The organism is Rossellomorea sp. RS05, from assembly GCF_039822645.1.
In the GTDB taxonomy this organism is placed as follows: domain Bacteria; phylum Bacillota; class Bacilli; order Bacillales; family Bacillaceae_B; genus Rossellomorea; species Rossellomorea marisflavi_B.
On record NZ_JBDKWY010000002.1, the window covers coordinates 369,964 to 396,415 of the forward strand.

Sequence of the window (26,452 nt, forward strand, 5' to 3'; positions counted from 1 at the left end):
CATACTGATAAAAAGATAATCGGTAAGGGTGATGAGATGATTTTTATTTACCATGATTTTGGCGGGACCCACACGACCTCCATGGCTGCAGCGATCCACCTGAGATTGCTTCCGGATAGAGAGTGGACCGATGAGGAAATCCTAGATATCCCGGACTTCAATCAGCTGAAGAAAAAAGATGCCGGCCACCTTTTTTTCAAAGGGACGGATCATGACGGTCATGATGTGTATACAATCGGGAAACGGTCTTCTAAGTATGTACTGCCCGCCATGAAAGATGTAAGTAAGATGCTTCTTTCCCGCTATGATCGTGACGGAAAGATCATTTTCTCGAACACATCCCCCGTTGTGCCCCCGGTCATGACCGCAGGTGGTTTTTTTGCCAGGGGACTCGGGCTGGATGCCATCGGTGTCCCATTGCTGTTAAGGGGAGCGAAGCAGTGCAGGGTGTATCTGGAAAAGCTTGTGGAAGAAACAAAACGCAACGCATATGAAACACATCAGGGACAAATAATTGACCTTGAAAATAAATATTATCAGTACAAAAAAGGGAAAAAGTTGTAAGAAGGAGAAATAGGTATAAAGAATCAGTCATCCGGAGATGCGAGCGATTAAAACGGAGGTGTGATCATATGGAAGGAAAACCATTGCATTATGATGGGAGTCATCCTGTAGTCAAGGAAGGCGAAGGGGTACAGGGGCCCTTCGTTTTGACCGAAGACATGCGGAAGAGCATCTCGGGAATCCATACGGAATGGAAGAATGAATAGGAGCGAACCCACGTTCATACAACTGGGGTCGCTCTTTTTTTGAAAAACGGGATAATCATTTGCCGAAAGAGAAAACTATGGAGGTTCTTTCTTCAATTGAGAAGAGAGCATAAAAGGAGGAGTTTCCGACATGGCAAAGGTTCTATATATCACCGCACACCCGCACGATGAAACCCAATCTTACAGCATGGCGGTTGCATCCGCGTTCATGACGTCCTATCAAGAAAGCCACCAGGATGACCAGATCACCCATCTTGATCTCTATAAGGAACATATACCGGCCATCGATGCCGATGTGTTCAGTGGATGGGGGAAACTTCAGTCAGGTGGAGATCTGTCCCCGGATGAGAAGACAAAGGTAAGCCGCCTGAATGAGCTTTCGGAACAGTTCGTCGAAGCCGATAAATATGTGTTCGTCACGCCACTCTGGAATTTCTCATTCCCACCGGTCATGAAAGCATATATAGACTCGGTTGCCGTCGCAGGGAAATCATTCAAGTATACAGAGAATGGTCCTGTCGGTCTTTTAACGGACAAGAAGGCGATCCACATCCAGGCAAGAGGTGGCATCTATTCCCATGGTCCCCAGGCGGAGCTTGAGATGGGTCACCGATATCTTGGGATCATCATGCAATTTTTCGGGGTACCGTCTTTTGAAGGGATCTTCGTCGAAGGGCATGCGGCTATGCCGGATAAAGCCGAAGAAATCAAAGCGGAAGCCATTGAAAAGGCAAAAGCCGCTGCTCCGAAGTTCTAATAAGAAAATCCGGCCGAAATGGTTTCGGCCGGATTTTTCTATCAGATGATGGCGGAGCGATCGACGGATTCTTCCTTAGGCTCAGGTACAAAGGCGAGGATGACGATCCCGATCACGAAAAGGATCACCAGCGAGAACACCCCGCTGTTCGACTGCCCTGTCACCTGGGACGTCACAGCCACGAGCAATGGTCCCATGATCGATGCGAATTTCCCGAAAATATTATAAAAACCGAAGAACTCATTGGCGTTCTTTTTAGGAACCATCTTGGCAAAATAGGATCTGCTTAGTGCCTGGATACCGCCCTGAGAGGAGGCGACAAGCATGGCAAGAATCCAAAAATCGAGGGTTGTTTCAAGGAAATAGGCGTAGATGCAGACGCCTATATAGACGACGATGCCTGCGTACAACATTTTCTTCCCCGTGAACTTCTCTGAAAGCCTGCCGTAAAGGATGGAAAACGGCCCTGCCACCACTTGGGTGACAAATAGGATGATCAACAGGTTGGTAGAAGTGATGCCAAGATCACTTCCATAGGCGGTGGACATGGTGATGATCGTACCGACTCCATCGATATAAAAGAAATAAGCCAATAGGAATAGAAAAAGGGCTCTGTATTTCCGGATTTCTTTAAAGGTCTTGCCGAGGCGTTTGAAGCTTTTCGCAACAGGGTTTTTTTCGCGTTTGATGAAGTAGTGCTGTTTGACATGCTTGAGAAGTGGAATGGTGAAAATCCCCCACCATATGGCTGTTATAACAAAGGCGATGCCACTGGCCGTTTCGACGGCGATGGGAATGACCTGGCTCTGGGCGAGCACGATGATGGCGATGGCGATGATAAACGGGATCGTGCTTCCGATGTAACCGAGCCCATAGCCCCTCGCAGAAACACGGTCCATCCGGTCTTCACTTGTCACATCGGTGAGGAAGGCATCATAAAAGACGTTGGCTCCCGCAAACCCTACAGTGGAAACCGTGTAAAAGATGAGGAGGAGGATCCACTGCTCCCCTGGAATGAAGGCGAGGGAAGCTGTAAAGATGATACCCAGGGTGAAGAAGAAGGTGAAGAATTTTTTCTTGTAGCCTTCGTAATCAGCAATCGTGCCCAAAATCGGACCGAGCATGGCCAAAATGAACGTCGCGATGGCAATGGTGTAACCGAGATACGCCGTGGAGTCCACGGAACTCACTCCTGCACTTGTAGCGGCTGCCTTGAAGAATAGCGGGAAAACCGCCGTGGAGATGATGATGGAATAGGCTGAGTTCGCCCAATCATAAAGGATCCAACTGTTCTCTTCTTTTGTGAATTTTTTCATCCTTTTGATCCTCCTGTTCAATGTTCGCTGCGTCCAGTAATTCATCTCGGCATATCCCATCTGTATTCCCAAGGTCAAGGCCGAGGAGGCGTGCCATGGTAGGCCCCTCATCCACAAGATTCATTACGGGGATTTCCGTCTTTCTGATTCCTTTGCCCATGGCCATGAATATAGTCCCGTACTGCTCTTTAAAAGGGGAGTACCCATGAGAACCCCATGTATAGGTGCGATCCTTGACATCTTCCGGTGAAATGCGATGAAGAAAGTGGCCCTCGGTGAAGTCCTTGAAGTAATAGCCTCTCTCTGCCTCTAGCATGAATGCAGCACTTCCGTCTGCACCCATGAGCCCGGCTTCATATCCCGTGATGATGGCTTCAATTCCTTCTTCTTTTTGAAGCGCTTTCAATAGTTGGTGGATCTCATCCATAAGACGATCGTCCCTTACATACACATACGAAGAGCCGTCGCACCCTTTTGCATAAACCTGCCAGTCGGTCACCTTTCCTTTTCGATCACATGTAATCCAACCTTTCTGTTTAAAGCATACGTTCAGTTGGATGGCTGTCTCTTCGTCGAGTGCACTATGATCGCCCAAAGCAATCAAGGTATACTCACACCCACTTTCATCCAGTGCATGCATGATCCTTCCGAGGCGATCATCATGACGGTGGATGGCATCAACAGCTTCCTTGGAAGAGAATCCGTGGTAGTGCCTCATTGTATCGAGGTCGGTGAAATGGATGAGTGTCAGGCCTGGTTTCTTCGTGCGGATCGTATGGACCGCTGACTCTAGTACAAAAGCATCCAAAGCGGGTTGTTCAAGTCCGTTCCTTATTGAACCGAATCGCCGTTGAAGATCCATTTGATAGAGCGGGGTCCCATTCATGAGTGAAACCATGATCTGGTGGTGCCACGGACGGTTGGCGAATATCTCGGGAAGATTGTAATCGATGTTTGCTTTCGCAGTGACGGGCCATAGAAGGGCGGCCGTTGTAAGCCCGGCTGCCTTTGCTTCATCGTAGAGGGTGGTTCCCTGGATGTGAGAGCGGTGCCAGTACCAGTCGGGCGAAGGGCGTCCCGGCTGGATGAGCGTATTATTGATGATCCCATGACGCTTCGGATAGTTACCCGTCACGATCGACGCATGACAAGGGTAGGTGACTGATGGATAAATGGTGCGCACATTCCGGCATAATGCCCCTTCATCGAGCAGGCGTCTGAAGTGCGGGAGCTCTTGCAAAAGGGGATAATCCAGTGAAGACAGGCAGTCAAATGATACGACGATAAGATGCTCAGTCAGGCGGGTCATGTGTACCTCCAACAGGGAAATATACTATATATCTATTAATATAGCAGAAGATTCAGAATGTATATATGTGCTTTTGTTAAAAACAGGTAAAGGAAATGAAAAAAGGCTGGGACAAGAGTGTTTAAGTCATAGTAAAACCCGAACTATCTTGCCTGAGATCGTTCGGGTTTTTGATTTGGTTCATGACCATTACTATTTACTTGATCCTAGCGGTTGATTGGAGTGCAAGACGAAGACTCCAGCGGGAAGAGTAGCGGATGTGAGACCCCAGGCTTGCCGAGGAGGCTCACGGGCTACCCGCGGAAAGCGTAGTCTTGCACGGAAATCATTAGCGGTATAAAGAAGCCATACTGATATTGTTCGTCATGACCTTTTTTGTTTTGTCCCAATCTCGTGATTAAATCTTGGTTGAACGCTCGACCTTTGCATTTTCTTTTGTATCGAGTTCATGGGAATATTCCACATGATCGATTTCACAATTTTCTCCGATGATGATGTGCTTTCCGCGAACGAGCTTTGCTTTTGTATTTTCCAGGGTGATGAGATCTCCTTCAATGAGGTCACAGTGTAGGAACTCATCCTTTTGTGTGAAGAAATTGACCACCTGCTTGAAGAATTTCCCCGTGCGGCTCTGTTTGACCACCACTGTTTCGCCGCCGATTTCCTTGATGGAGGAGTGATGATGCAGCTTGATTTCAATATTATCTGCATTCAGCAATCCGTCAATATGGACGGAGCCTGAAGAAGTGAAGCTTTCCACTTCACAGTCTTTGCCGACCTTGAGAGAGCCGGTTGTCTCTAAGGATTGCCCCTGGATCTTTCCGTCCACTTTACAGGCACCGCTGCTCTCAAGTGTCTGAGCGCATAAATTGCCTGCGATCTTCACCGATCCACTGATGTCAACTTCTTGTGCGGTAAGGTTCCCGTTACATTTGGAAGAGCCGCTTACGGTGAAGGTCCCTGTTTCGATATCGCCTGAAAACACGGATGAACCGCTCGTTTTCATTTGCTCCGCGTCCACTTTTCCATTCACCTTACCCGAACCCGACATATGGAATTCCTTGCAGGATAGATCGCCGTGAATTTTCCCACTCCCGCTAATTTTTACATCTTTGAATGTTCCGCCTCCCGATGTCCCGCTTCCACTGATCTTCAAGTCATGTAATTTCGTTTGAGCTGTACTCATCATGATCCTCCTCAAAATATTTTCACTTTGTTGCAATGCTGCCGTTCACTTGTTCCATCAACGAACCGATGTCAATCTCCAAGGAGTTCGCGGATTCTTCCATGACCCATTTACTGTCACCGGGAAGCTGCATCCACATCCATTCCGATCCTTTACTCATGCCGATGAGCAAGTAGTCGAGGGGAGGAGGGGATGATTCCAGAAAGGAAACCAGCTCCTTCAGTGCTTCTTCCTTGACGCCTTGTTCTTTGGCTTGGTACACGACCTTGCCATGCAGCAGATCCTGACCGGTAAAGCTTTCCCTTACTTGGAACAGGTTCCAAAGATCTTCCGGTATCAGGTTCAGTGCCCTTACCTGCTGTCCACTCAGTTGGATGGTGGACGAATCAGGAGAGAAGATCGCTGATAGCTCGTCGAGGGAGTGGTCATCCTTCAGCTCTTTGATTTTTTGTATGCGTTCGAGCACCTTCACTTTTGGAAAATAGGTTTCTTGTCCCGTGAAGCTGGACTTTTTGATAAACCAACTTTCAGGGAGGATGTTCTTTCTTTTCCACCGGTAGAGCTGTCCATAGGAAATGCCGGTCATATCGAGGACTTCACGTTTTGAAATCAGTTCTTCACTCATACTCAACCTCCTTGTAACAAAACATTGTTACGTTATATCTGTATTCACAATAACAGAACAATGTTACGTTGGCAAGTGAGTTTGAAAAAAATTCCTCTTTGCCTATTGCAAAACAATGGAAATCAGTATATAGTACATTACATCAGTAATGCACTATGGTGGGAAGAGGTGAATGCACTCTTGATCTTAAATTCAAACAGTTCGAAGCCGATATACGTCCAGATTGCCGAATGGATCGAGACGGAGATCCTTTCTGATGCCCTACAGGCAGATCAGAAAGTGTACTCCCAGTATCAGCTCGCCGACATGCTCAATATCAATCCGGCGACGGCAGGAAAGGGCCTATCACTATTAGTAGATGAAGAAGTGCTGTACAAAAAAAGGGGGCTGGGTATGTTTGTATCGGAAAAGGCCAAGAACATCATTTTGATGAGGAGAAAAAATGAAACGCTTGGGGAACTCATCGAAAATCTGGTGAAGGAAGCCGCGTATCTGAATGTATCGGAAGACGAACTGATCCGGTTGATCAGGGAAGAAATGGGAAGGAGGAATGAAGAATGAGTGTCATCGAGTGTAATCGAGTCTCAAAGACCTACGTTGGGAAAAAGGCCGTGAATCAGCTGACCTTCACGATCGAGGAGAATGTAATCACGGGTTTGATCGGGAGGAACGGCGCAGGGAAAACGACTTTATTGAAGCTCCTGACAGGCTTCATACGGCCGACGGATGGGGAAATCCGCATTTTTGAAGAAACTCCCTTCAATTCTTTGAAGGTATCCGCCAACAGTATCTATGTGGATGACCAAATGACCTTTTCCCCTTATCTGAATCTGAAGGAAATCCTCCATGCCATGAAGGATTTCTATCCCAATTGGGATATGGAGATCGCCCGGAAGCTGATGGCCCATTTCTCCCTTGACGGAAATGCGTATCATAGCCAGCTGTCCAAAGGCATGAAAAGCACTTTCAATGTCATTGTCGGCCTTGCTGCACGGTGCCCTTTGACCATCATGGATGAGCCCGTCACGGGTATGGACGCAGCCGTAAGGAAGGACTTTTATCGCATGATGCTGAAGGATTATCTCGCCCATCCGAGGACCATGATCCTCTCCAGTCATCTCTTGACCGAGATGGAGGATCTCATAGAGAATATCCTCCTCATGAAGGACGGCGGACTGTGCCTTCATAAGACCGTTGATGAAGTCAGGCAGCTTGTCATCGAAGTGAGCGGACCGAAAGAAGAACTTGAAAAATGGGCTTCCGCGCAGGACGTGCTTCACATGAAAGTCACCACCCCTCACCTGACGTTAGCTGCTGTAAGACAGGACCGGCTTGAAGGGCGGATCCCTGAAACGTTTTCGGTCAGGGAAGTAGCGGCAGAAGACGCATGCGTGTACATCACAGGAAGAGGAAAAGGGGGAATCGATGATGTCTATCGCTAAGGCAGACTTTTGGAGTATCGTCATGAAACAGCTTCGGTATAAGCTGAAGGCGTATAGGGGGATTTATACGTCGTTGATTACGGTTCAAGTGTTGGCTTTGTTGTTTTCTTTTGGTAGTACCAGTAGTATGAGCGGTTCCTCATCTATCGGCTTGTCATACAATGTGTACGGGTACTCAGGAAGTTTGATCTTGATTTTCACGATGCTTTGGGGGCTCATGACAGCCATATTAATTACAACTAAAGCTTACCGATATGATGACTTTGTTATGGTAAGTACGAGAATGACCAGTCAAATCTCATCGCTGTTGTTTTTAGTTATCTCCTCCATTATTGGTGGACTTACAGCCATTGGGGCAGATTACTTACTAAGAGATCTGTTACTTTTGTTCAAAGATACGGCATTAATCTTTGAAGGGTCGACCCCAACGTTTCAAGGTGTGATCGGATCCTGTGTTTATTTACTTCTATTCTCTCTTATCGGGTATACTTGTGGGATTTTGGTTCAACTCAAAAAAATATTCCTTTTTATCATCCCTTTGGTGGTTATCGGGATACCGATTACAATGTCATTTATTCTTGGAATCAGATTTTTTACTGAAGACATATTACAATTCTTTTTTAATGAAACGTCCTTCCTCTTATTTATTGGGAAGTTCTTAGTTGTCAGCATTTCGCTCCTATTAATCACCTTTACTGCTGGAAACAGATTGGCGGTGAGACCATGATGATCATTAGTCTCATATCACTGATTGGTATCTTTGGGCTACTTGCATTGTTGATCGGTTTTTCATTTAAGCGTATCAGAACAAGAAAGGGCAGTAGACGCATTCTTCCTGAAAAAATCTTGGCGGGGTACTCAATTCTTTTGCTATGCTCGATTCTCGTTTTTGCTCTTGTTCCTGCTCATTTAAAAAATGTAAAGTATCCATATAATGACGATTACCCTAATGAAGAGAAGGAATATGAACAATTCATGAATGGACTGAAGGATGGAACGATTGATAAGCTTTCAACAGCTATTCAGAAAAAAGAATGGGATTTTCCCTATCCCAAAAAATCATTCGATGTAAAGACGGTGGATTGGAATGTAGGCGATCCTTTCATTCTGATCGACGACAGGGGTGAAGCAGACCGAATTGTGGTCCACCATATTGTATCGAGAAGTATCGTGCGAAAAATGGATATAACGAGTGAAGTACCCTCACCACAAGTTTCTTTTAAGGAGGGGACATTGATCGTTAAAGGACAACCTGAGAAAACGCTTACGATTAATCAATATAGTAGTTCGTTTGTCACGAAGCAGTTCAAAGGAAAGCCATTATTCGAGGAAGGAATGTACGATTCAAGTATCGGCTATGAAACTGTTTATATCACAGTTCCAAAAGGTACACTCGTATCAGGCCCCGTTGAATGGGTAAGGGATCTAGAATGATCGATGACGAAAAATGAATAGAATAAGGGAGGAAGGAGGCATCTTTGGATGGTGCCTCTTTTTCTATGAAAATAATAGGTGAAGAGGAATACCTCTCCAGAAAATCATGTTTATTCTACCAATAGAAGGGTAGTTTGTAAGTGGATTTGTTTACATAGTAAACAGCATTACAAAACAGGTGGAGAGGGTTGAGAGAATGAGTAATGAACGTCATGGCAAGGTGAACGGGAATAGCAAGGATGAACAGCTGGAACAGTACCGTGTGGATGATAAGGATAAGCATCTCACCACGAATCAGGGCCTGAAGGTATCGGAAGATGAATTTTCCCTCAAGGCGGGGGAACGCGGTCCGACCCTGATCGAGGATTTCCACTTCCGTGAGAAGATGACACACTTTGACCATGAACGGATCCCTGAGCGCATCGTCCATGCCAGGGGCTATGCCGCACACGGTGAGTTCGAAGTATATGAATCGATGAAAGACTATACAATGGCGAAATTCCTTCAGGATCCATCCGTGAAGACGCCGGTATTCGTGCGGTTTTCTACGGTGGCAGGATCGAAGGGGTCTGCTGAAACCGTACGCGATGCCCGCGGGTTCGCAACGAAGTTCTATACAGAAGAAGGGAACTACGATCTTGTTGGGAATAACATACCAGTCTTCTTCATCCAGGATGCCATCAAATTCCCTGATTTCGTCCATGCGGTGAAGCCGGAGCCTCATAATGAAATGCCGCAGGCTGCTTCCGCCCACGATACATTCTGGGATTTCGTCGCCAATAACCAGGAATCTGCGCATATGGTCATGTGGGCCATGTCCGACCGTGCCATCCCAAGAAGTCTCCGCATGATGGAGGGCTTTGGTGTCCATACATTCCGCTTTGTCAACGATGAAGGGAAGGCACACTTCGTGAAGTTCCACTGGAAGCCTGTCCTAGGGACCCATTCCCTCGTATGGGATGAAGCACAGAAAATCAACGGGAAGGACCCTGACTTCCACCGCCGTGATCTTTTTGAGTCCATTGAAAACGGAGACTATCCGGAATTCGAACTTGGCGTTCAGCTCATCAAGCAGGAAGACGAATTCAAGTTCGACTTCGACGTATTGGATCCGACCAAGCTATGGCCGGAAGAAGATGTACCGGTGAAGATTATTGGGAAGATGACGCTCAATCGTAATGTAGACAACGTTTTCGCCGAAACGGAGCAAGTGGCATTCCATCCGGGATCTGTCGTTCCTGGCATCGACTTTTCCAACGACCCCCTACTACAGGGTAGGCTCTTCTCCTACACGGATACTCAGCTCATCCGTTTAGGCGGACCGAACTTCCATGAACTTCCGATTAACCGACCGGTCTGCCCGTTCCATAATAATCAGCGGGATGGTTACGGCCGCCAGACGATCAACCGCGGTCAGGTGAGCTATCACAAAAACTCACTCGCCAACAATACCCCTGCACCGGCAAGTCCTGAGGAAGGTGGCTATGTCCACTATCAGGAGAAGGTTGAGGGCCATAAGGTCAGGGCCAGGAGTGAGAGCTTCAAAGACCATTTCTCCCAGGCGACGATGTTCTGGAACAGCATGAGCCGTCCGGAAAAGGATCACATCATCCAGGCGTTCAGCTTTGAGCTTGGAAAAGTGGAGAGTGTGGACGTGAGGAAGCAGATTGTGGCCATGTTTGCCAATGTCAGTAAGGAACTTGCCGAAGGCTTTGCGGAACAGATCGGCCTTGAGGCTCCTCAGGATGCCGGTTCCACTGTAACGAAATCATCTCCTGCACTCAGCCAGGAAAACACGAAGAAGAAACCTCAGACCCGAAAAGTCGGTGTGATCGTGGCGGGAGGATTCAACAGCGAAGTATCGGCCATCCTGAATGCTCTTAAAGAAGAAGGGGTGCAGCCAGAGATCATATCCGGCAAGCTCGGCGTTATCAAAGGAGCTGACGGGGCGGAGCTTGAGGTGGATCATACATTCCTTACAGGTGAATCGGTTCTGTTCGACAGCATCTTACTCGCTGGTGGAACCGAAGTAGATAAGAAGTTTACAAGTGAAACTCAGTATTTCGTGAAGGAAGCCTTCTCGCACTTCAAACCGATCGGTGCTGTCCATGAAGGATCTGAGTGGCTTGCTTCTGCCGGTATCCAGCAAGGCTCAGGAGTTGTTACGAATGGAGGAGATGATTTCTCCAAACGATTCATCACCGTCATTTCCGAACACCGCCACTGGGATCGTGAAGTTGTTTAAATAAGAGAAATACAGTGAGGCTGGGACAAACGTGATTTAGTCATAGTAAAACCCGAATTCATTTGCCTGCAATCAGGTGAATGAATTCGGGTTTTTAATTTGTTTTGTGAGCAGTAGCGTCAAAGAGATCCTCTCAATCTATACTGATGTCTATTTTCGCCCGTTTTACTAGAAATAGGCTTCTATCAGATGCGAAACTTACAGTTCTACATAGAATAACGTTGTAAGGTGATTTACTAGAAAAGAACAAGGAGGTGACTGGATATGGGTTACTCAAAATCTCAACCAAGCTATGAATTTGATTTCTACAGCCTTTTGTTGGTGATTCTTGTGGCTGCGTTCCTTATCACGCTTGCTATTGCCCCTCTTGCGGCACTAGTAATCGGAATTGCGCTACTTGTATTGTTAGTGGTAGGCGAGTTGTAAGAATGACGCTCCTGAAGATGGGACAGGCTCCCTTCTTCAGGAGATAATATGAAGACCTTGAAGGGAGGAACGGAGAATGAGCGAAAAAGGAAATCCACTTGAAGGATTATTCGATATGATCAACAAAGTATCAAAGGATCAAGGTCAATCTATCGATATGGATACATTGAAGGAACAGATGAATTCCATCATGAATGAAGACAGTCTGAAAAACCTGATGAAGGGGACAGGGCTGGGATCAACGGAAAATCTCCTGGGTATGGCAAAGAACTTCGATATCTCATCCATGCTGAACAATGTCATGAGCAAACGGATGAACCGTGGCGCAGGCAATGTAAATGCGGATATTGAGAAGATGAAGTCTGATATACAAATGATCAAGAAATATATCAAATCAAACAACTGGGAGCAATGGTACTAAAATTCTCCTGTAATAAGGATTCACATAGATGAATGATCTCTGATAAATCAGGGATCATTTTTATTTTGTATGCTGAAATATCTATAATGGAGAAATATAACTTTTGAAAGAAGTCTAAGCTAATCGCTTTTCTCGAAATCGGAAAGGGCCTCTTGCGGAAGATATGATCCAATAATTTCGAACGAATGAAACAATTCACCAAGTGAACGAACCGTCATATGGAGATTTATTTACCGAGCAAATTACTTGAGAGAAAATCAATGAGGTTTTATACTTTTTTCACACTCCATAACAAGACAGGGTGAAATAAAAAAATAAGCAAAAACCTTGAAAGTCAAAAAAGGTCAGAGTATACTATGTTCATAAGGTCAAAGTTAGTCAAAGTCAAATGAGACCTTACCTATTGATGAATTTTGAACAGGAGGTCATACACAATGAAATGTGAAGTTTGTCAACAACATCAGGCAACCATTGAATTGTTTACTCAAGTGAACGGAACGAAATCCAAAGTGCATATGTGTTCAACATGCTTTCAACAGCAGACCGCACCTTCTGGAATGCACGGTGGATTCCCGTTCGATGAATTATTTAAAGGCATGAATATCGGAGGTAGCCAGCAGTCAGGATTCAAGTCCGGACAAGGAAGCCAGCCGCAGACTCAACAGAGGGGCGGAGGGTTGCTTGACCAATTCGGACGCAATGTGACCGACGGAGCAAGAGCAGGACTGATCGACCCTGTCATCGGACGCGACAAAGAAGTCGACCGGGTGATCGAAATCCTGAATCGCCGCAACAAAAACAATCCGGTCCTCATCGGGGAACCGGGTGTCGGTAAGACGGCTATCGCGGAAGGTCTTGCATTGAAAATCGTCGCTGGAGACGTGCCTTCGAAATTAATGAATAAAGAAGTCTATGTCATGGATGTCGCTTCCCTTACAGCGGGAACAGGTGTGAGAGGTTCGTTTGAAGAGCGCCTGAAAGGTATCATCAATGAGCTTCAAAACCGTAAAAACGTCATGCTCTTCATCGATGAGATCCACCAGCTGGTTGGTGCAGGATCTGCGGAAGGAAGCATGGATGCAGGAAATATCCTGAAACCTGCCCTCGCCCGCGGTGAGCTTCAGGTCATAGGAGCGACAACCCTTAAAGAATACCGCCAGATCGAAAAAGACGCGGCTCTCGAACGCCGCTTCCAACCCGTGATGGTCAACGAGCCTACACTTGAGGAATCCATTGAAATCCTGAAAGGCCTCAAGGGTAAATACGAAGCGTACCACAAAGTCACATTCACGGATGAAGCCCTTGAAGCATGTGTGAAGCTTTCACACCGCTATATCCAGGATCGCTTCCTTCCTGATAAGGCGATCGACCTCATGGACGAAGCCGGTTCAAAAGTGAACTTGCTGTCTGAAGGAAAAGATACAGCCGAACTTCATCAAAAGCTGAGTGACATTAAGTTGAAAAAAGAGCAGGCTACAAAAGCAGAGAACTATGAAGAAGCAGCCCGCCTGAGAGATCAGGAAGCGGCTATTGAAAAACAGTTGGATGAGGGACATCAAACACATGATGCCACTGTCGAAACCGAGCTTATTCAATCCCTGGTGGAATCTAAGACAGGTATTCCTGTCGGCAAGCTCCAAAGCGACGATCGTGAGCGCATGAAATCACTTGAAGAAAATCTTGCCGGCAAAGTCATCGGCCAAGAGGAAGCCGTGAAAAAAGTGGCTAAAGCCATCCGCCGCAGCCGTGCAGGACTGAAGGCGAAGCATCGTCCAATCGGTACATTCCTCTTCGTCGGCCCTACCGGTGTCGGGAAAACCGAGCTCACGAAGACCCTTGCAGAAGAACTCTTCGGCTCCAAAGAAGCGATGCTCCGACTTGACATGAGTGAGTATATGGAGAAGCACTCTGTTTCAAAACTTATCGGATCACCACCTGGATATGTCGGTCATGAGGAATCAGGTCAGCTTACAGAAAAGGTAAGACGGAACCCGTATTCCATCATCCTTCTTGATGAAATCGAGAAAGCGCACCCAGATGTCCAGCATATGTTCCTGCAGATCCTTGAAGATGGCCGTTTAACTGATAGCCAGGGAAGGACAGTCAGTTTCAAGGATGCTGTCATCATCATGACAAGCAACGCCGGAGTGACGGATGTGAAGGAAAAAGTCGTCGGTTTCGATACAGGTGGAACGGATGCTATCAAAGAAACCAACATTCTGACCTCTCTCGGAGCGTACTTCAAACCGGAATTCTTGAATCGCTTCGACAGCATCATCCAGTTCCAATCACTCGAAAAAGAAGAACTTCTTACGATTCTCGACCTTATGCTCGATGATCTAAGGAAGGATCTATCCGAACAAGGCATCTCCATTACGGTCGATACGGTCGCCAAGGAAAAACTGGTGGACCTTGGTTATCATCCTGCATTCGGTGCACGTCCTCTCCGCCGCGTCATCCAAGAACAGGTGGAAGATCGCATCGCCGATCTACTTCTTGAAGAAGACGGTGTGAAGGAAGTAAACGTGTCTGTGAAAGATGACAATATTATCGTCGGCTCATAAAGACAAAAAGGCGTATCGGTTTGGCCGATACGCCTTTTATTGTAGAGAATTATTGTTGCTCCAATAGTTTATGAATGGCCTGTGCCACCCCGTGATCCGTATTGCGGCCGGTTACCCAGTCTGCCGCCTCCTTGACTGATTCCTGTGCATTGCCCATGGCGACACCGATCCCGGCTTCACGAATCATGGCCATGTCATTCAGGCTGTCTCCGCAGGCCATCACTTGGTCCATGGATAGTCCGAGCCATTCACATACTTTGACGAGTGCCGCGGCCTTGTTCACGCCGGCTGGATTGATTTCAATATTGGTCGGGCTTGAGTTCGAAACTTCGAGTGCTTCGTTATTCATAAGCTCGTCCAAAATGACCTTCCTGACCTCATCATCCTTGATATCAAAGCCGAATTTGAGCCAATTATAATCTTCGATCTTACCATCGAATGGATTATGGCTGTTAAAAAGGCCTTGAGAAGTGGAAGACCAGAAATAAACGCTATCCTTATCGTGGGTTTCCTTCAGTTTCCAAAGGTCCTTCACAAGCTCGTTATCCAAAGGCGTCCCATGGACAAGATTGTACTCTTTGTCGTAGATCTCCCCGCCGTTAACGGTCACAAGGTAAGAGGATCTTCCGAGCTGATCCGAAATATCGCGGCATGTGCGCAAAGAGCGTCCCGTACTCAATACAACATGGATGCCTTTTTCTTTGGCGAGCTCAATAGCCTTCTCATTCTCCGGAGAGACCATTCCCTCGTCATTCACAAGCGTCCCGTCCATATCGAGTGCGATCAATTTAATATCTGTTGGCATTGACAATCACGTCCTTCTTAGAATTCTTCTCTAGTGTAATACAAAAACCACCATCCATCTAGGAAAGAAGCTTTAGTCAGAGAGTAAAACAGTATAGAATAAAGAAAAGCGGAGGGCGCTGGCCATGGGGCGACAAGCATAAGGCGAGGAACCCGGAATGACGTCCTATGCTCTTCTTGCTTTCAACCACGAACAATAAGATCCAACATATCAAAGGATAATTAATGCATGACAAAACCCTCGAAAGGAAGACCCAATGAATCCTTCAAATCAGAAAAATTCTTGGAAGCATCTATTCACACTTATCCGTGAAACGAAACCGCCCAAATTATTGTTTGGCATTTCCCTTGGGCTTAGTCTCCTGACGACGCTCGCAGGACTTGCCATTCCACTGCTTACAAGCAAGCTTATTGATGATTTCAGCTTAGACTCACTGAGCAGGGGAGTGATCATCGCGATGATTGCAGCCTTTTTCATCCAAGCACTTGCTGGTGGTGTCTCGGTCTATCTGCTCGCCAAGGTAGGTCAGCACGTCATTGCCTCCCTGCGTGAAAAGCTTTGGAGTAAACTGTTGACGCTGCCGGTCCCTTATTACGATACACATGAAACGGGGGACTCTGTCAGCAGGATGACCAACGATACAGGAGTCATCAAAAACCTGATCACAGAGCATCTCACCGGATTCATTACAGGCATCATTTCGGTTGCCGGGGCAATCATCGTCCTCTTCTACCTCGATTGGCCATTGACCCTTGTGATGTTTTCCATCATTCCCCTCGCTCTCTTGTTCCTGATTCCCGTAGGCAAGAAGATGGCGGAGATCTCAAGGGGCATCCAAGGTGAAACGGCCAGCTTCTCAGCCAACCTTACCCGTGTCCTTTCTGAAATAAGGCTTGTGAAATCTTCGAATGCAGAAGACATTGAATTTGATAAGGGGAAGGCTGGCATCAGAAAGCTTTACCGGTTGGGGATAAGGGAAGGGATCATCCAGTCCCTTATGTCACCTGTCGTCTCATCCATGATCATCATCGTCCTTGTCCTGATCATCGGATTCGGTGGTATTCGGGTAACGTCCGGAGCCATGACGGCAGGAGAATTGGTTGCCTTTTTCATTTACCTGTTCCAGATCATCATGCCCATCACACAGATCATCGTCTTTTTCACCCAGTTCCAAAAAACAGTGGGCGCGACGGAAAAAGTTCTTTCCATCCTTCAGCTTGGAGAGGAGCGCCTCGATGAAGGGGAAGAGGTGAAGGATCTTGATGAAGCCCTCATCCTCGAAGATGTATCATTCGGGTACGAGACCGAAGAAATGGTCCTTAAAGAAGTAAGTATCATGGCTGAAAAAGGAAAGGTCACCGCCATCGTCGGGCCGAGCGGCAGCGGAAAGACCACGTTGTTCTCTTTGATTGAACAATTCTATCGCCCCCAACACGGTTCAATCCGCTTTGGGCAAACGCCTATCAGCACCTTCTCCTTGAAATCATGGAGAAGCCTGCTGGGATACGTTTCCCAGGATAGTCCGATCTATTCCGGTTCTATCCGGGATAATATCTCTTATGGGCTTGAAGGGGAAATATCTGAAGAAAGAATGATCGAAGCCGCAAGGATGGCATTTGCCCATGACTTCATCAAGGACCTTCCGGATGGGTACGATACGGAAGTAGGGGAGCGCGGGATCAAGCTTTCAGGTGGGCAGCGCCAGCGTATAGCCATTGCTAGGGCACTTCTCAGGGACCCCGATATCCTCATGCTCGATGAGGCGACTTCTAGCCTCGATAGTCAGTCTGAGATCGTTGTACAGGAAGCGCTCAAGAATCTCATGAAGGGGAGGACGACGATCGTGATTGCTCATCGCCTGTCAACCATTGTTGATTCTGACCAGATCATCTTCCTTGAGAAAGGGAGGGTGACAGGTAGCGGAAATCATGAAGAACTATTTGCTTCACACGCATTGTACCGTGATTTTGCCAAGCAGCAGCTGAGGATCGGTGAACGTGAAGGGCTGGAGAATTGAAGCCATTCACAGAACGTGCAGTCTGCATCATCAAGTCGATACCTCATGGAAGGGTTATGACCTATGGACAGGTTGCTGCGCACGCCGGCAGTCCTCGGGGTGCAAGACAGGTGGTCAGGATCCTGCATTCCATGAGTGCAAAGCGCGGGTTACCCTGGCATCGAGTCTTGAATGCGAAAGGGAAAATCAGTCTAGGTGGAAAAGAAGGTCAGCACCAAATGGAAGCTCTTCGTCAGGAAGGGGTCCTCTTTCAGAACGGGACAGTCAATCTCGATCACTACCGCTATGAGCCACTGCCTTTGGAAGAGGAATAAAGGAAAGCCCCCGCTCACAAACGTGAGCGGGGGCTTCTGTCGTATGATGGTGCTATTTCTTCGCCCGGGCACGCTGATTGGCAGCGTTGGCGCGGGCCTGGGCTTCTAGATCGGCCTGGTCGGCAAGTTCACGTGAGAACTCTTCGTCGACGCCCATTTTGTTCTGGGCCGGAGTCTGAGGCAATGAATTGGCATTTTTATCACGATTCTTATGCGATCTTCCCAATCGAAACATCCCCTTATCATACATAGTCGGTACAAGCGCTGGCGCCTGTACGTATAGTGTGGGTCATTGTCACCCATTTTAATAAGGGAAAATTTCCTAGCGATTTCGTTTCGGCGCATAGCCTGCAGCACGGTCAGCTGCCTTGAACTGATGGGAATAGGTGACCTGTTGAGCAGAGGTCAGTGTGGCCTTGTTTTGATCGCCCTTTTTCTTGTCCATATCTGTACACCCCTTCCATTAAAACCTACTTCCATCTTTTCCTTGAAGAGGGTGTTGTATACGTAAATTACCTATAAATGGACTGAAGTGCATCCTTCAAGTGCGGGTATTCAAATTCATATCCGTGATTCAAAAGGACTTCTGGAATGACTTTTTGTCCATCGAGTACGAGGGTGCTCATATCTCCCATGGCCGCTTTAAGAGCAAGGGAAGGAACCGGCAGCCAATGGGGCCTTCCGAGTACTTCGGCAAGCACCTTTCCAAACTCATTCATCTGAAGCGGGTTGGGTGCCGTCAGATTGACTGGACCTTCAATGTCTTCATGTTGGAGGGTATAGGAGATCCCCTTGGCGATATCCTGTATATGGATCCATGACATCCACTGTTCCCCGCTTCCTACAGGACCTCCGGCGAAGAGCTTATAAGGAATGGCCATCTTTGGCAGAGCGCCGCCGTCTTTTCCCAATACGATCCCGAATCGCATAAAAGCGACACGGAGACCCATCTCACGGGCCCTTCCTGCTTCGCGTTCCCATATCTGTACCGTCTGTCCAAGGAATTCTTCGCTTTGTTCAGTAGAAGCTTCTGTATAGGTCTTGGATACAGAAGAAGGGTAGATTCCGATGGCGCTTGCATTGATGAAGGAAGCCGGCTTGTTTTCCAGATTCTTTATGATGCGCAGTGCTTCCTGGGTGGCGTCAATCCTGCTTGCGAGGATCCTGCGCTTTCGTTCTTCCGTCCACCTGCCGCTGTTGATGGATTCACCTGCCAGGTTGATGAAGGCATCGATTCCTTCAAGGTGGCTTTCAGGAGCGGCTCCTTCGGTCATCCAGCCGATAAAGGTTATGTTTTCGTGCGCGGTTTGTTTGTCAGGATTGCGGGTCAAGATGAATAGCTCATGCCCATGTTTGAGAAGTTCCTCTGATAACACGTTTCCAACAAATCCTGTCCCGCCGGTAATCGCTATTTTCATGATCATCCCTCCAGTTAATACTTATTATTTTACCTCTTTGCAGAATTAAAAACATAAAGGATGTGTTACGATTGAAATGAGGTGATAAAGATGGGAACCATCACAAAGATAACAAGGCAGATCAAAAATACAGAACGTTATAACCTATTTATAGATGGAAAATATGCATTCAGTGTCGATGAAGGGATACTGACCTCGCATCATTTACGAAAGGGTCTTGAAGTGGACGAGCTTGCCATCAGTGAGCTTCAATATGCGGATGACGTGAAGAAAGCTTTCAATAAAGCAAGCCATTATCTTTCCTACCGGATGAGAACGGAGAAGGAAGTGCGTGACCACCTTCTTGAGTCGGAGTGGGAGGATGGGATCGTACAAGAGGTGATGGATAAGCTGAAGGAATTGAAATATACAAACGATGAGGAGTTTGCCCATGCCTTCACGGGGACCCATATGAATACATCGGATAAAGGGCCGAAGTGGATAAGTGGAGAACTGAGAAGGAAAGGCGTGGATGCCCAGTATATCGAAGAGGCTCTAGAGGCCTTCTCTCAGGATCAGCAGGTTGAAAAGGCTGCTGCCCTTATGGAGAAGATGCTGAAGAAGTACAAAAATGACTCCATCACCGTGGCAAAACAAAAAATTGAACAGAACTTGATGAGGAAAGGCTACACCGGCCCCATCATGAAGCAGGCTTGGGAAACGGTCGACAACCAGCGGGATGATGACGAAGCGTGGCAGGCAGTCTACCATCAGGCATTGAAGGCCCATCGCAAGCTGAGCTCAAAGTATGAAGGGTACGACTATAATCAGAGGATGAAGCAGGCGTTGTACCGAAAAGGGTTCTCCATGGAGGATATCGACAGGGCAATAGAGGAAATCAAGAACCAGGAAGAGTGACCTTCCCGGTTCTTTTTTTATTTCTTGGATTCAATGATGATTTCTTCCGTTTCCGTGTACTGGGATACGATCATCTCTGCCACTTCTGAGGGTGAGCGGAATCGGCGGGCATCTTCAACATGGTCGCTGTTATCCCAGAATGGTGTATTCATTCCCCCCATAAAGGCATTCACGATCCGGATCGGGCTCTCTTCATATTCTTTCTGAAGACTTTCACCGAATCCCCTGAGTGCAAATTTACTTGCCGCATAGAGCGATTCATTCTTCTTACCACGGAGCCCCGCCGTCGAGATGACATTGATAACAGTGAACCTGGGATGGGGGACAGCTTCGATCAAGGCCTTTGTCAGGCGGATAGGACCAAACACGTTTGTTTCAAAGGTGGCGACCAATTCTTCGTCGGTGGATGATTCAAGTGGACCGAAATAACCCACCCCTGCATTATGGACGAGCAGTTCAATATCTCGCGCGCCCCATGTTGAAAGCGTATGTTCAATCTCAGATTGTGAGCGGACGTCCATGATGACATATGAAGCTTGCCCACCTGATGCAAGGATACTCTGGACAGTTTCTTTTAACGGCTGTTCCCTGCGGCCGACAAGAAGAATATCATATCCCTTTGCGCTGAGCTGTTTTGCAAGTTCTTTTCCTAACCCGGTGCCTCCACCAGTTATGACTGCTGTTCCCATGATGATCAATCCTTTCGGCGTATGTACTATTGTTGAGCAAATGGTGGATCGTCTGCGCTTTTCTTTTGGCTAGCTCCGGCGGGTTGCCCCTCGAGGTCATAAATCAAGGAACCCAAAAAGGCACAGGACGCCTTTCCGGGTTCCTCGCCTTATGCTTGTCGGGTCAGCCCAACCCGCCTGCGCTTTTCTTATTGTCCAGCTCCGGGCGCTTGGGGCTCGAGGTCATAAGCCGTGATGGCCAAAAAGGCACAGGACGCCTTTCCATCCCTCCCGTCTTATGCTTGTCGCCACAGACCAAGCGCCCTCCGCTTTTCTATTGTCCAGCTCCGGCGGGTTGCCCCTCGAGGTCATAAGTCAAGAAACCCAAAAAGGCACAGAACGCCTTTCTGTGTTCCTCTCCTTATGCTTGTCGGGTCAGCCCAACCCGCCTGCGCTTTTCTTATTGTCCAGCTCCGGGCGCTTGGGGCTCGAGGTCATAAGCCGTGATGGCCAAAAAGGCACAGGACGCCTTTCCGTCCCTCCCGTCTTATGCTTGTCGCCCTAGACCAAGCGCCCTCCGCTTTTCTTATTATACCATTTTCCTTATACTACAATAGTAGGGAGGAGTGAGGAAATGGATCAGGAGAGACGTTATAGTGAGATGACGGAGCATGAGTTGAATCAGGAGATTGCTTCGTTGAGGGAGAAGGCACGCAAGGCTGAGCAACTGGGCATTGTGAATGAGTTTGCGGTGTTGGAGCGTAAGACGCTGATGGCACAGGCTTATTTGAGGAATCCTGCTGATTATGAGGCCGGCGGGGTATATGGGATCGAAGGAGATCCCGGTGTATACTTTAAGGTCGACTACCTGAATGGAGTGTTTGCCTGGGGTTACCGCCTCGGCGGAAATGGGGAAGAAGAGGCATTGCCGATTTCACTACTTGCCCCGGATAAGAAAAAGTGAAGCCCATTCCGCAAAGGGAACGGGCAACATGTTATGTGCGCTTTTTAGTATCGCGCTCAAGGATGATCAGATTCTGTGTCTGGGTTGTTTGTCCATTTGCTTGTGCATGGGCATGCTTCGGATTGTAGAATGCCTTTTTAAATGGACTGTTGTAATCTCGATTGAATTTCATCAACTATTCCCCCCTGCTCTAGAGTGAATCCTGCTTGCGATTATTTGAAGCCTTCATTCGTTCTTGAGGGTGGGTATTGATGGTGCCATCCGCCCTTTTGGATGCATATTCCGCTTTGGCACGGGGTTCTCCTTCGAATTTATTGCCATGTTCATTCGGAAACCCTGTTGTCTTATTGCGCATGTGACTGCCTCCTTAAAGGGTGGAATGTTTGTGGACGATGCCACATCTATAGTATGATGATTTTTCAGATAGAAAACACGTTACTGTCACTGGAAAAGGAGGGTGGATAATGGAATCGATTTTTCACGAACTGACACAGCTTCTTATGGATGAAAATTCCAAACTGACGTATGAAAAGGCCAGGACTTGGGTTGAGCTTGTTTGGGAAGATTTTGAAACGACTTATGCCAAGGCTGGTTATGAATATAAAGGAAAAGAAGTCACTGAAAAGGTCGTAAGGCAATGGATTGCGACGTATGGAACAAATGTGCATGATTTCGCGGCGAGTAATCCGAAATACAGTCATTTGCTTGATGACGGAGATCATACGGTCCACTGATCAGGTGGAAATCAAAAGGGACAGCCAATTGGCCGTCCCTTTCGTCATTCAATCAATGATGACATTGATATCCACCTTCTGGCGTAATTTCTCTTCGCTGAACACCCAACCCGTATAAGAGCTGACGATGTTCAGATCTTTATCGAGCTGCACGAGAGCAACGAATGGATAGTGACCATTGTTGCGGTACCTGAGGTCGATGAATCTTACTTCATAATGGTCATCGTATTCGTCCATTTCCCAACGGTAGATTGGGGAAAAGGAAAGGAATGCGGCCAGATTTTTATCTTTCCGGGCAGCGTTCATAACCGGGATATCCGGTATCGGAACCCGCTTGAACTCATCGTAGATCGTGATGGATCTCCTGTAGGCACGTGCCACATAGTAGTGATGTTTGGTAAGTATGGCCAGCCTCCATTGGAAGAATCGGATCGTCGGGGAGACGATGATCCGTTCGGCATTGGGGATCCTTCTTTTGACTGCGTTTTTGACCGTCTTCTGCACGATGAAGCGCAGGAGGTAGTATCCGATAATGACTGCATACATCACAAGGAACGTCTGGCCGGGCGGAAAGCCAACGGCCCATAGAATCAATCCGACGATGTGGATACCGAAAATGATGGGGTCGAACGTGTTGATGACCCCTAGAGCCACCCATTTCGATGAAATCGGCCGGATGGCCTGAGTGCCGTACGCATTGAAGATATCCACGAACACGTGGAGAAAGACGGCGAAAAAGGTCCATAACCAAAGATGAAGCAGATTTGCACCCGGGAAGAATGGGTACAGGCAGGCGACGATCAGGAGTGGCCACAGGATGACAGCGGGTATGCTATGGGTGATGCCCCGGTGATGCCTGATGTAAACGGCATTGTTCCGAAGTTTAAGTATGGTATCGACATCGGGGATCTGGGAGCCGATAACCGCAGCAATCAACACGCTGTGAGCGGTGGATGCATTTTCGGCCACGACCGGATCCAGCGTTGCAAGCCCCCCGAGTGCAAACCCCATGACGATGTGTGTACCTGTATCCAAAAGTAAGTCCTCCTTGGCTCGCATGTTTTGTGTCGCGAATCGTTTCTGAACATGATATGGTTAATGGGTGTGAATTTCAAGGTAAGAATGATTACAGTTTTGTGATAATTCGTGGTAGCAGGAGGGCAAGCTCCCCCTGCTTACAGGGGTTATTCCCTATATTGAGTAACAAATAACATCCTGGAGGGACAAAAGTGATAGATGAACCATTAAAGAATCTCCATTCCATCGACCGTGAAGCGTTCCAGGAAGACCTGATCTCCTGGTTCACCAATGAGCAGCGGGATCTTCCATGGAGGAAGGACCAGGACCCCTATAAAGTCTGGGTGTCGGAAATCATGCTTCAGCAAACTCGTGTCGATACGGTCATACCTTATTTTAACCGATTTATCGGAAAATTTCCTACGATAGATGCTCTTGCCTCTGCCGATGAAGAAGAAATCCTGAAAGCCTGGGAAGGGCTAGGGTATTATTCACGCGTAAGGAATCTGCAGGCAGCGGTCCGGGAGGTGAGGGACTCATACGGCGGGATCGTTCCTGATGATCCGAAAGATATCGCCACCCTGAAGGGGGTAGGGCCCTATACGGCTGGCGCCATCCTAAGTATCGCCTACGGGAAACCCGAACCGGCCGTGGACGGCAATGTCATGAGGGTCTTCTCGCGCATATTATCGATCTGGCTCGATATTGCCAAGCCTTCATCGCGAAAGGTGTTCGAAGATGCGGTACGGGCCCTCATTTCTGAAGAAAACCCTTCTTACTTCAATCAGGCACTGATGGAACTTGGTGCGTTAACCTGTACGCCGACGTCCCCTTCATGCTTGCTCTGTCCTGTAAGGGAGCATTGTCATGCATTTGAAGAGGGCGTTCAGTCTGAACTTCCCATCAAATCAAAAAAGAAAAGTGCCCGTAAGCTCAATATGGCAGCAGCCGTGCTTTTCAACACAGATGGAAAGGTTTTGATCCATAAGCGTCCCGGCACTGGACTTCTTGCGAATTTGTGGGAGTTTCCGAACTTTGAAGTCGGAAGTACCGGTCACATCCGTGAACAGCTCCATGAAAGCCTCATTGAAGTATATGGGGTGGAGAGTGCGTTAAAAAGGGAAATCGCTTCGACCTTCCAACATATCTTCTCTCACATCATATGGGATATCGATGTATTCGTTGGGGCTGTTGAAGATCATGACTCATATGGTGATCTTATTGCGGTCACACCGGAAGAGCTTGAAAAATATGCATTTCCCGTATCCCATCAAAAGATATGGAAGGAAGTCAGCTCACAGCTTGAAAAGGGGCAAGTGCACCCCTAATCATAACTGACCTTTGTTCCATTGGTATAAGTGGCTTCATGATGGGACAGGCCTCCGCGTGACTCGATCTCTTTGATGATTTCACGATGGATGGATTGTCCTTCACTGTTCAAATAAGGTACTATTTGTTGTAGTGAGTGATGGAAGAAGGCAAGTTCGGATTCCTTCCAATCACTCTTTGGTACCATGGAAAGTTCGGTCATATCTCTACCTACATACATTAATGATCCCTCCTGTCCTTAGTTTGGATGAATGAAGGACGAATATACAGAGGGTAAGGAAGGAAGATGAACATGAGTCAAAAAGTAGCATTGGTAACTGGAAGCAGTCGTGGATTGGGAAGGGAAATCGCCATTCAGCTTGCTGAAAAAGGATACGATATCGTCGTCAATTACGCACGCAGTAAGAAGGGAGCCCTTGAGACGGCTGAACAGATCGAAAAGCTTGGACGAAAGGCGTTCATCGTTCGTGCAAATGTCGGGGATGTGGATAAAATCAAGGCCATGTTCGAACAAATCAAGGAGGAATTCGGGCGATTGGATGTTCTCATCAGCAATGCGGCTTCCGGCGTGCTGCGTCCTGTTATGGAGCTGGAAGAGTCCCACTGGGACTGGACAATGAACATCAACAGCAAAGCGCTCCTCTTCTGTGCTCAGGAAGCTGCAAAGTTGATGGATGACGGCGGAAGGATCGTCAGCATCAGCTCCCTCGGTTCCATCCGCTACCTTGATAACTACACGACTGTAGGCGTCTCAAAGGCAGCGGTTGAAGCATTGACCCGTTATCTGGCTGTCGAGCTTGCCCCAAGGAATATTATCGTGAATGCCGTATCAGGGGGGGCGATTGATACGGATGCGCTCAAGCATTTCCCGAATCGCGAAGAGCTTCTTGAAGATGCCCGCCAGAATACTCCTGCTGGAAGAATGGTCGAAATTGACGACCTTGTGAAGTCCGTCATGTTCCTCGTGTCGGATGATTCGTCTATGATCAGGGGACAGACGATCATCGTTGACGGCGGACGATCGCTTCTCGTCTGATCCGCTTTTTCGAAAAAAAGTCGAATAGTCACCTCCACCCTTGGTTATCTTAATAAGCGTGGAGGTGATTACAATGGCAAAGAAAAACAACTACAACAACGAATTTGCTTCTGAGACAAACGCTCAAGAAGTGAAAAAACAAAACCAACAATCGGCTAGCAAAGCTCAATCCGGTCAACAACAATACGGAACTGAATTTGCTTCTGAAACAAACGCTGCTGAAGTAAGAAAGCAAAACCAACAATCAGCTCAAAAGAAACAAAAATAATGTCTGAAATAGCATAGAGCTATTCCATGACCAATGAAAAGCATCCGGATACCTTCCGGGTGCTTTTTCATTTTCCCTTCGACAAAACTGGTGGGAAAGGGACAGGAAAAGTCAAAGGGATTACCGTTTGAAAGGAGAATCTGTGTAGAGAGTCTTTAACAGGGAGTGGATGGGATATGCAGGAGTTATTTAATGAACTGATTCATGAGCAGTTGGAAACGATGGACAAGCTGCTCTTCCTTCAATCCGAAATCGAGCGTTGCCAAGAGCTTGAAAAGGAGCTGGTCGAGCTTGAAGAGATGGCTCTTGCCGAGTCACTGAAAAAAGAAATCGAAATGAAGAAATGTGAATTGAAAGACATTCAAAAAGTTTTTCAAGAGCAGACTGATGAAGTCATCCGCTCGTATAAAAAAGAACAGGAAGTATCCCTTTAAGGTATAAAACGAATGAAGGACAAGGGCGCCCAGCGAATGTATTTTCCTAATGGGTA

Annotated in this window: 33 protein-coding genes; 20 read left to right on the forward strand and 13 right to left on the reverse strand. The window is 47.4% G+C overall.

The window, feature by feature from the left end:
• Window positions 1–36: 36 nt before the first annotated feature.
• From ABJ225_RS09580 to ABJ225_RS09590, 3 genes are all read left to right on the forward strand, one after another.
• On the forward strand, window positions 37–564 hold the full coding sequence (locus ABJ225_RS09580; RefSeq protein WP_218246893.1) for a DUF3189 family protein: 528 nt from the start codon (window positions 37–39) through the stop codon (window positions 562–564).
• A 68-nt stretch (window positions 565–632) separates the two neighbouring features.
• Window positions 633–770: a hypothetical protein gene (locus ABJ225_RS09585; RefSeq protein WP_218246892.1), complete on the forward strand. Its 138-nt coding sequence runs from the start codon at window positions 633–635 to the stop codon at window positions 768–770.
• Window positions 771–900: 130 nt separating this feature from the next.
• On the forward strand, window positions 901–1,527 hold the full coding sequence (locus tag ABJ225_RS09590) for an FMN-dependent NADH-azoreductase (RefSeq protein ID WP_347319852.1): 627 nt from the start codon (window positions 901–903) through the stop codon (window positions 1,525–1,527).
• Window positions 1,528–1,568: 41 nt separating this feature from the next.
• On the opposite strand, the gene ABJ225_RS09595 is transcribed toward ABJ225_RS09590, so the two are convergent.
• The 4 genes from ABJ225_RS09595 to ABJ225_RS09610 all read right to left on the reverse strand — a co-directional run bounded on the left by ABJ225_RS09595 (window position 1,569) and on the right by ABJ225_RS09610 (window position 5,963).
• Window positions 1,569–2,843, reverse strand: coding sequence for an MFS transporter (locus ABJ225_RS09595; RefSeq protein ID WP_347319854.1), 1,275 nt, complete (start codon window positions 2,841–2,843; stop codon window positions 1,569–1,571).
• Complete coding sequence (locus tag ABJ225_RS09600) at window positions 2,800–4,152, reverse strand: alkaline phosphatase family protein (protein ID WP_347319856.1); 1,353 nt, start codon at window positions 4,150–4,152, stop codon at window positions 2,800–2,802. The genes ABJ225_RS09595 and ABJ225_RS09600 overlap by 44 nt, the downstream gene beginning before the upstream one ends.
• A gap of 397 nt (window positions 4,153–4,549) precedes the next feature.
• Window positions 4,550–5,338 carry a polymer-forming cytoskeletal protein gene (locus ABJ225_RS09605; protein WP_347319858.1) on the reverse strand — a complete coding sequence of 263 codons (789 nt, stop codon included), beginning with the start codon at window positions 5,336–5,338 and terminating at the stop codon, window positions 4,550–4,552.
• 22 nt (window positions 5,339–5,360) lie between these two features.
• The gene (locus ABJ225_RS09610; RefSeq protein ID WP_347319860.1) at window positions 5,361–5,963 is read right to left on the reverse strand and encodes a DUF4004 family protein; all 603 of its coding nucleotides are present in this window, start codon (window positions 5,961–5,963) and stop codon (window positions 5,361–5,363) included.
• A 180-nt stretch (window positions 5,964–6,143) separates the two neighbouring features.
• Here ABJ225_RS09610 and ABJ225_RS09615 point away from each other — a divergent pair, with 180 nt between their 5' ends.
• The 8 genes from ABJ225_RS09615 to ABJ225_RS09650 all read left to right on the forward strand — a co-directional run bounded on the left by ABJ225_RS09615 (window position 6,144) and on the right by ABJ225_RS09650 (window position 14,495).
• Window positions 6,144–6,524, forward strand: a complete 381-nt coding sequence (locus tag ABJ225_RS09615; protein WP_347319862.1) for a GntR family transcriptional regulator — start codon at window positions 6,144–6,146, stop codon at window positions 6,522–6,524.
• Window positions 6,521–7,405 (forward strand): ABC transporter ATP-binding protein, encoded by an 885-nt coding sequence (locus ABJ225_RS09620; protein ID WP_347319864.1) that lies wholly within the window; start codon window positions 6,521–6,523, stop codon window positions 7,403–7,405. The genes ABJ225_RS09615 and ABJ225_RS09620 overlap by 4 nt, the downstream gene beginning before the upstream one ends.
• Window positions 7,392–8,132, forward strand: a complete 741-nt coding sequence (locus tag ABJ225_RS09625; RefSeq protein WP_218246884.1) for a hypothetical protein — start codon at window positions 7,392–7,394, stop codon at window positions 8,130–8,132. Before ABJ225_RS09620 ends, ABJ225_RS09625 begins: the two co-directional genes overlap by 14 nt.
• Before the next feature lie 47 nt (window positions 8,133–8,179).
• On the forward strand, window positions 8,180–8,839 hold the full coding sequence (locus tag ABJ225_RS09630) for a hypothetical protein (RefSeq protein ID WP_347319866.1): 660 nt from the start codon (window positions 8,180–8,182) through the stop codon (window positions 8,837–8,839).
• 196 nt (window positions 8,840–9,035) lie between these two features.
• Window positions 9,036–11,084 carry a catalase gene (locus ABJ225_RS09635; RefSeq protein WP_347319868.1) on the forward strand — a complete coding sequence of 683 codons (2,049 nt, stop codon included), beginning with the start codon at window positions 9,036–9,038 and terminating at the stop codon, window positions 11,082–11,084.
• Between the two features lie 264 nt (window positions 11,085–11,348).
• On the forward strand, window positions 11,349–11,510 hold the full coding sequence (locus ABJ225_RS09640) for a hypothetical protein (RefSeq protein WP_156183417.1): 162 nt from the start codon (window positions 11,349–11,351) through the stop codon (window positions 11,508–11,510).
• Between the two features lie 76 nt (window positions 11,511–11,586).
• On the forward strand, window positions 11,587–11,931 hold the full coding sequence (locus ABJ225_RS09645; RefSeq protein ID WP_048004989.1) for a hypothetical protein: 345 nt from the start codon (window positions 11,587–11,589) through the stop codon (window positions 11,929–11,931).
• A gap of 434 nt (window positions 11,932–12,365) precedes the next feature.
• Window positions 12,366–14,495 carry an ATP-dependent Clp protease ATP-binding subunit gene (locus tag ABJ225_RS09650; protein ID WP_347319870.1) on the forward strand — a complete coding sequence of 710 codons (2,130 nt, stop codon included), beginning with the start codon at window positions 12,366–12,368 and terminating at the stop codon, window positions 14,493–14,495.
• Between the two features lie 49 nt (window positions 14,496–14,544).
• On the opposite strand, the gene ABJ225_RS09655 is transcribed toward ABJ225_RS09650, so the two are convergent.
• On the reverse strand, window positions 14,545–15,300 hold the full coding sequence (locus ABJ225_RS09655) for a Cof-type HAD-IIB family hydrolase (protein WP_056534597.1): 756 nt from the start codon (window positions 15,298–15,300) through the stop codon (window positions 14,545–14,547).
• A gap of 256 nt (window positions 15,301–15,556) precedes the next feature.
• Here ABJ225_RS09655 and ABJ225_RS09660 point away from each other — a divergent pair, with 256 nt between their 5' ends.
• A complete protein-coding gene (locus ABJ225_RS09660) occupies window positions 15,557–17,317 on the forward strand; it encodes an ABC transporter ATP-binding protein (protein ID WP_347319872.1) in 1,761 nt (586 codons plus the stop codon).
• On the forward strand, window positions 17,314–17,631 hold the full coding sequence (locus ABJ225_RS09665; protein ID WP_079515354.1) for an MGMT family protein: 318 nt from the start codon (window positions 17,314–17,316) through the stop codon (window positions 17,629–17,631). Before ABJ225_RS09660 ends, ABJ225_RS09665 begins: the two co-directional genes overlap by 4 nt.
• 52 nt (window positions 17,632–17,683) lie before the next feature.
• Here ABJ225_RS09665 and ABJ225_RS09670 read toward each other — a convergent pair whose 3' ends face one another.
• From ABJ225_RS09670 to ABJ225_RS09680, 3 genes are all read right to left on the reverse strand, one after another.
• Complete coding sequence (locus ABJ225_RS09670) at window positions 17,684–17,866, reverse strand: YfhD family protein (protein WP_174564569.1); 183 nt, start codon at window positions 17,864–17,866, stop codon at window positions 17,684–17,686.
• Window positions 17,867–17,953: 87 nt separating this feature from the next.
• Window positions 17,954–18,076, reverse strand: coding sequence for a YfhE family protein (locus ABJ225_RS09675; protein ID WP_079515356.1), 123 nt, complete (start codon window positions 18,074–18,076; stop codon window positions 17,954–17,956).
• A gap of 67 nt (window positions 18,077–18,143) precedes the next feature.
• Window positions 18,144–19,049: a TIGR01777 family oxidoreductase gene (locus ABJ225_RS09680; protein WP_079515357.1), complete on the reverse strand. Its 906-nt coding sequence runs from the start codon at window positions 19,047–19,049 to the stop codon at window positions 18,144–18,146.
• Window positions 19,050–19,139: 90 nt separating this feature from the next.
• On the opposite strand from ABJ225_RS09680, the gene recX reads away from it, so the two are divergent.
• Entirely contained in the window at window positions 19,140–19,946 is an 807-nt protein-coding gene (recX, locus tag ABJ225_RS09685) for a recombination regulator RecX (protein ID WP_056534601.1), read from the forward strand.
• 17 nt (window positions 19,947–19,963) lie between these two features.
• Here the strand turns inward: recX and ABJ225_RS09690 are convergent, their stop codons facing one another.
• Window positions 19,964–20,635, reverse strand: a complete 672-nt coding sequence (locus tag ABJ225_RS09690) for an SDR family NAD(P)-dependent oxidoreductase (RefSeq protein ID WP_347319875.1) — start codon at window positions 20,633–20,635, stop codon at window positions 19,964–19,966.
• Between the two features lie 613 nt (window positions 20,636–21,248).
• Here ABJ225_RS09690 and ABJ225_RS09695 point away from each other — a divergent pair.
• Window positions 21,249–21,578 carry a YfhH family protein gene (locus tag ABJ225_RS09695; protein WP_056534603.1) on the forward strand — a complete coding sequence of 110 codons (330 nt, stop codon included), beginning with the start codon at window positions 21,249–21,251 and terminating at the stop codon, window positions 21,576–21,578.
• 31 nt (window positions 21,579–21,609) lie between these two features.
• Here ABJ225_RS09695 and ABJ225_RS09700 read toward each other — a convergent pair whose 3' ends face one another.
• Window positions 21,610–21,750: a YpzG family protein gene (locus tag ABJ225_RS09700; RefSeq protein WP_079515360.1), complete on the reverse strand. Its 141-nt coding sequence runs from the start codon at window positions 21,748–21,750 to the stop codon at window positions 21,610–21,612.
• Window positions 21,751–21,768: 18 nt separating this feature from the next.
• Complete coding sequence (locus ABJ225_RS09705; RefSeq protein ID WP_079515361.1) at window positions 21,769–21,933, reverse strand: small, acid-soluble spore protein K; 165 nt, start codon at window positions 21,931–21,933, stop codon at window positions 21,769–21,771.
• A gap of 109 nt (window positions 21,934–22,042) precedes the next feature.
• On the opposite strand from ABJ225_RS09705, the gene ABJ225_RS09710 reads away from it, so the two are divergent.
• Window positions 22,043–22,312 (forward strand): YfhJ family protein, encoded by a 270-nt coding sequence (locus tag ABJ225_RS09710; protein WP_048007764.1) that lies wholly within the window; start codon window positions 22,043–22,045, stop codon window positions 22,310–22,312.
• Between the two features lie 48 nt (window positions 22,313–22,360).
• On the opposite strand, the gene ABJ225_RS09715 is transcribed toward ABJ225_RS09710, so the two are convergent.
• Window positions 22,361–23,347, reverse strand: a complete 987-nt coding sequence (locus tag ABJ225_RS09715) for a metal-dependent hydrolase (protein WP_218246875.1) — start codon at window positions 23,345–23,347, stop codon at window positions 22,361–22,363.
• 197 nt (window positions 23,348–23,544) lie between these two features.
• Here ABJ225_RS09715 and mutY point away from each other — a divergent pair, with 197 nt between their 5' ends.
• The gene (gene mutY, locus ABJ225_RS09720; RefSeq protein ID WP_481900616.1) at window positions 23,545–24,657 is read left to right on the forward strand and encodes an A/G-specific adenine glycosylase; all 1,113 of its coding nucleotides are present in this window, start codon (window positions 23,545–23,547) and stop codon (window positions 24,655–24,657) included.
• Here the strand turns inward: mutY and ABJ225_RS09725 are convergent.
• Entirely contained in the window at window positions 24,654–24,878 is a 225-nt protein-coding gene (locus ABJ225_RS09725; protein WP_048012508.1) for a hypothetical protein, read from the reverse strand. The two genes, mutY and ABJ225_RS09725, sit on opposite strands and share 4 nt — an antisense overlap.
• Before the next feature lie 72 nt (window positions 24,879–24,950).
• On the opposite strand from ABJ225_RS09725, the gene fabL reads away from it, so the two are divergent.
• From fabL to ABJ225_RS09740, 3 genes are all read left to right on the forward strand, one after another.
• A complete protein-coding gene (gene fabL / locus ABJ225_RS09730; protein WP_048007785.1) occupies window positions 24,951–25,694 on the forward strand; it encodes an enoyl-[acyl-carrier-protein] reductase FabL in 744 nt (247 codons plus the stop codon).
• A gap of 73 nt (window positions 25,695–25,767) precedes the next feature.
• Entirely contained in the window at window positions 25,768–25,962 is a 195-nt protein-coding gene (locus ABJ225_RS09735; protein WP_048012507.1) for a gamma-type small acid-soluble spore protein, read from the forward strand.
• Window positions 25,963–26,138: 176 nt separating this feature from the next.
• Entirely contained in the window at window positions 26,139–26,396 is a 258-nt protein-coding gene (locus ABJ225_RS09740; protein WP_079515411.1) for a YgaB family protein, read from the forward strand.
• Window positions 26,397–26,452: the final 56 nt, after the last annotated feature.

Excerpts from the sequence above, each read along its gene's own strand:
- ABJ225_RS09580 (WP_218246893.1), top strand. The coding sequence starts at position 37 with ATGATTTTTATTTACCATGATTTTGGCGGGACCCACACGACCTCCATG.
- ABJ225_RS09585 (WP_218246892.1), top strand. The coding sequence starts at position 633 with ATGGAAGGAAAACCATTGCATTATGATGGGAGTCATCCTGTAGTCAAG.
- ABJ225_RS09590 (WP_347319852.1), top strand. The coding sequence starts at position 901 with ATGGCAAAGGTTCTATATATCACCGCACACCCGCACGATGAAACCCAA.
- ABJ225_RS09595 (WP_347319854.1), bottom strand. The coding sequence starts at position 2,843 with ATGAAAAAATTCACAAAAGAAGAGAACAGTTGGATCCTTTATGATTGG.
- ABJ225_RS09600 (WP_347319856.1), bottom strand. The coding sequence starts at position 4,152 with ATGACCCGCCTGACTGAGCATCTTATCGTCGTATCATTTGACTGCCTG.
- ABJ225_RS09605 (WP_347319858.1), bottom strand. The coding sequence starts at position 5,338 with ATGAGTACAGCTCAAACGAAATTACATGACTTGAAGATCAGTGGAAGC.
- ABJ225_RS09610 (WP_347319860.1), bottom strand. The coding sequence starts at position 5,963 with ATGAGTGAAGAACTGATTTCAAAACGTGAAGTCCTCGATATGACCGGC.
- ABJ225_RS09620 (WP_347319864.1), top strand. The coding sequence starts at position 6,521 with ATGAGTGTCATCGAGTGTAATCGAGTCTCAAAGACCTACGTTGGGAAA.
- ABJ225_RS09625 (WP_218246884.1), top strand. The coding sequence starts at position 7,392 with ATGTCTATCGCTAAGGCAGACTTTTGGAGTATCGTCATGAAACAGCTT.
- ABJ225_RS09635 (WP_347319868.1), top strand. The coding sequence starts at position 9,036 with ATGAGTAATGAACGTCATGGCAAGGTGAACGGGAATAGCAAGGATGAA.
- ABJ225_RS09640 (WP_156183417.1), top strand. The coding sequence starts at position 11,349 with ATGGGTTACTCAAAATCTCAACCAAGCTATGAATTTGATTTCTACAGC.
- ABJ225_RS09645 (WP_048004989.1), top strand. The coding sequence starts at position 11,587 with ATGAGCGAAAAAGGAAATCCACTTGAAGGATTATTCGATATGATCAAC.
- ABJ225_RS09650 (WP_347319870.1), top strand. The coding sequence starts at position 12,366 with ATGAAATGTGAAGTTTGTCAACAACATCAGGCAACCATTGAATTGTTT.
- ABJ225_RS09655 (WP_056534597.1), bottom strand. The coding sequence starts at position 15,300 with ATGCCAACAGATATTAAATTGATCGCACTCGATATGGACGGGACGCTT.
- ABJ225_RS09660 (WP_347319872.1), top strand. The coding sequence starts at position 15,557 with ATGAATCCTTCAAATCAGAAAAATTCTTGGAAGCATCTATTCACACTT.
- ABJ225_RS09670 (WP_174564569.1), bottom strand. The coding sequence starts at position 17,866 with ATGTTTCGATTGGGAAGATCGCATAAGAATCGTGATAAAAATGCCAAT.
- ABJ225_RS09675 (WP_079515356.1), bottom strand. The coding sequence starts at position 18,076 with ATGGACAAGAAAAAGGGCGATCAAAACAAGGCCACACTGACCTCTGCT.
- ABJ225_RS09680 (WP_079515357.1), bottom strand. The coding sequence starts at position 19,049 with ATGAAAATAGCGATTACCGGCGGGACAGGATTTGTTGGAAACGTGTTA.
- recX (WP_056534601.1), top strand. The coding sequence starts at position 19,140 with ATGGGAACCATCACAAAGATAACAAGGCAGATCAAAAATACAGAACGT.
- ABJ225_RS09690 (WP_347319875.1), bottom strand. The coding sequence starts at position 20,635 with ATGGGAACAGCAGTCATAACTGGTGGAGGCACCGGGTTAGGAAAAGAA.
- ABJ225_RS09695 (WP_056534603.1), top strand. The coding sequence starts at position 21,249 with ATGGATCAGGAGAGACGTTATAGTGAGATGACGGAGCATGAGTTGAAT.
- ABJ225_RS09700 (WP_079515360.1), bottom strand. The coding sequence starts at position 21,750 with ATGAAATTCAATCGAGATTACAACAGTCCATTTAAAAAGGCATTCTAC.
- ABJ225_RS09705 (WP_079515361.1), bottom strand. The coding sequence starts at position 21,933 with ATGCGCAATAAGACAACAGGGTTTCCGAATGAACATGGCAATAAATTC.
- ABJ225_RS09710 (WP_048007764.1), top strand. The coding sequence starts at position 22,043 with ATGGAATCGATTTTTCACGAACTGACACAGCTTCTTATGGATGAAAAT.
- ABJ225_RS09725 (WP_048012508.1), bottom strand. The coding sequence starts at position 24,878 with ATGTATGTAGGTAGAGATATGACCGAACTTTCCATGGTACCAAAGAGT.
- fabL (WP_048007785.1), top strand. The coding sequence starts at position 24,951 with ATGAGTCAAAAAGTAGCATTGGTAACTGGAAGCAGTCGTGGATTGGGA.
- ABJ225_RS09735 (WP_048012507.1), top strand. The coding sequence starts at position 25,768 with ATGGCAAAGAAAAACAACTACAACAACGAATTTGCTTCTGAGACAAAC.
- ABJ225_RS09740 (WP_079515411.1), top strand. The coding sequence starts at position 26,139 with ATGCAGGAGTTATTTAATGAACTGATTCATGAGCAGTTGGAAACGATG.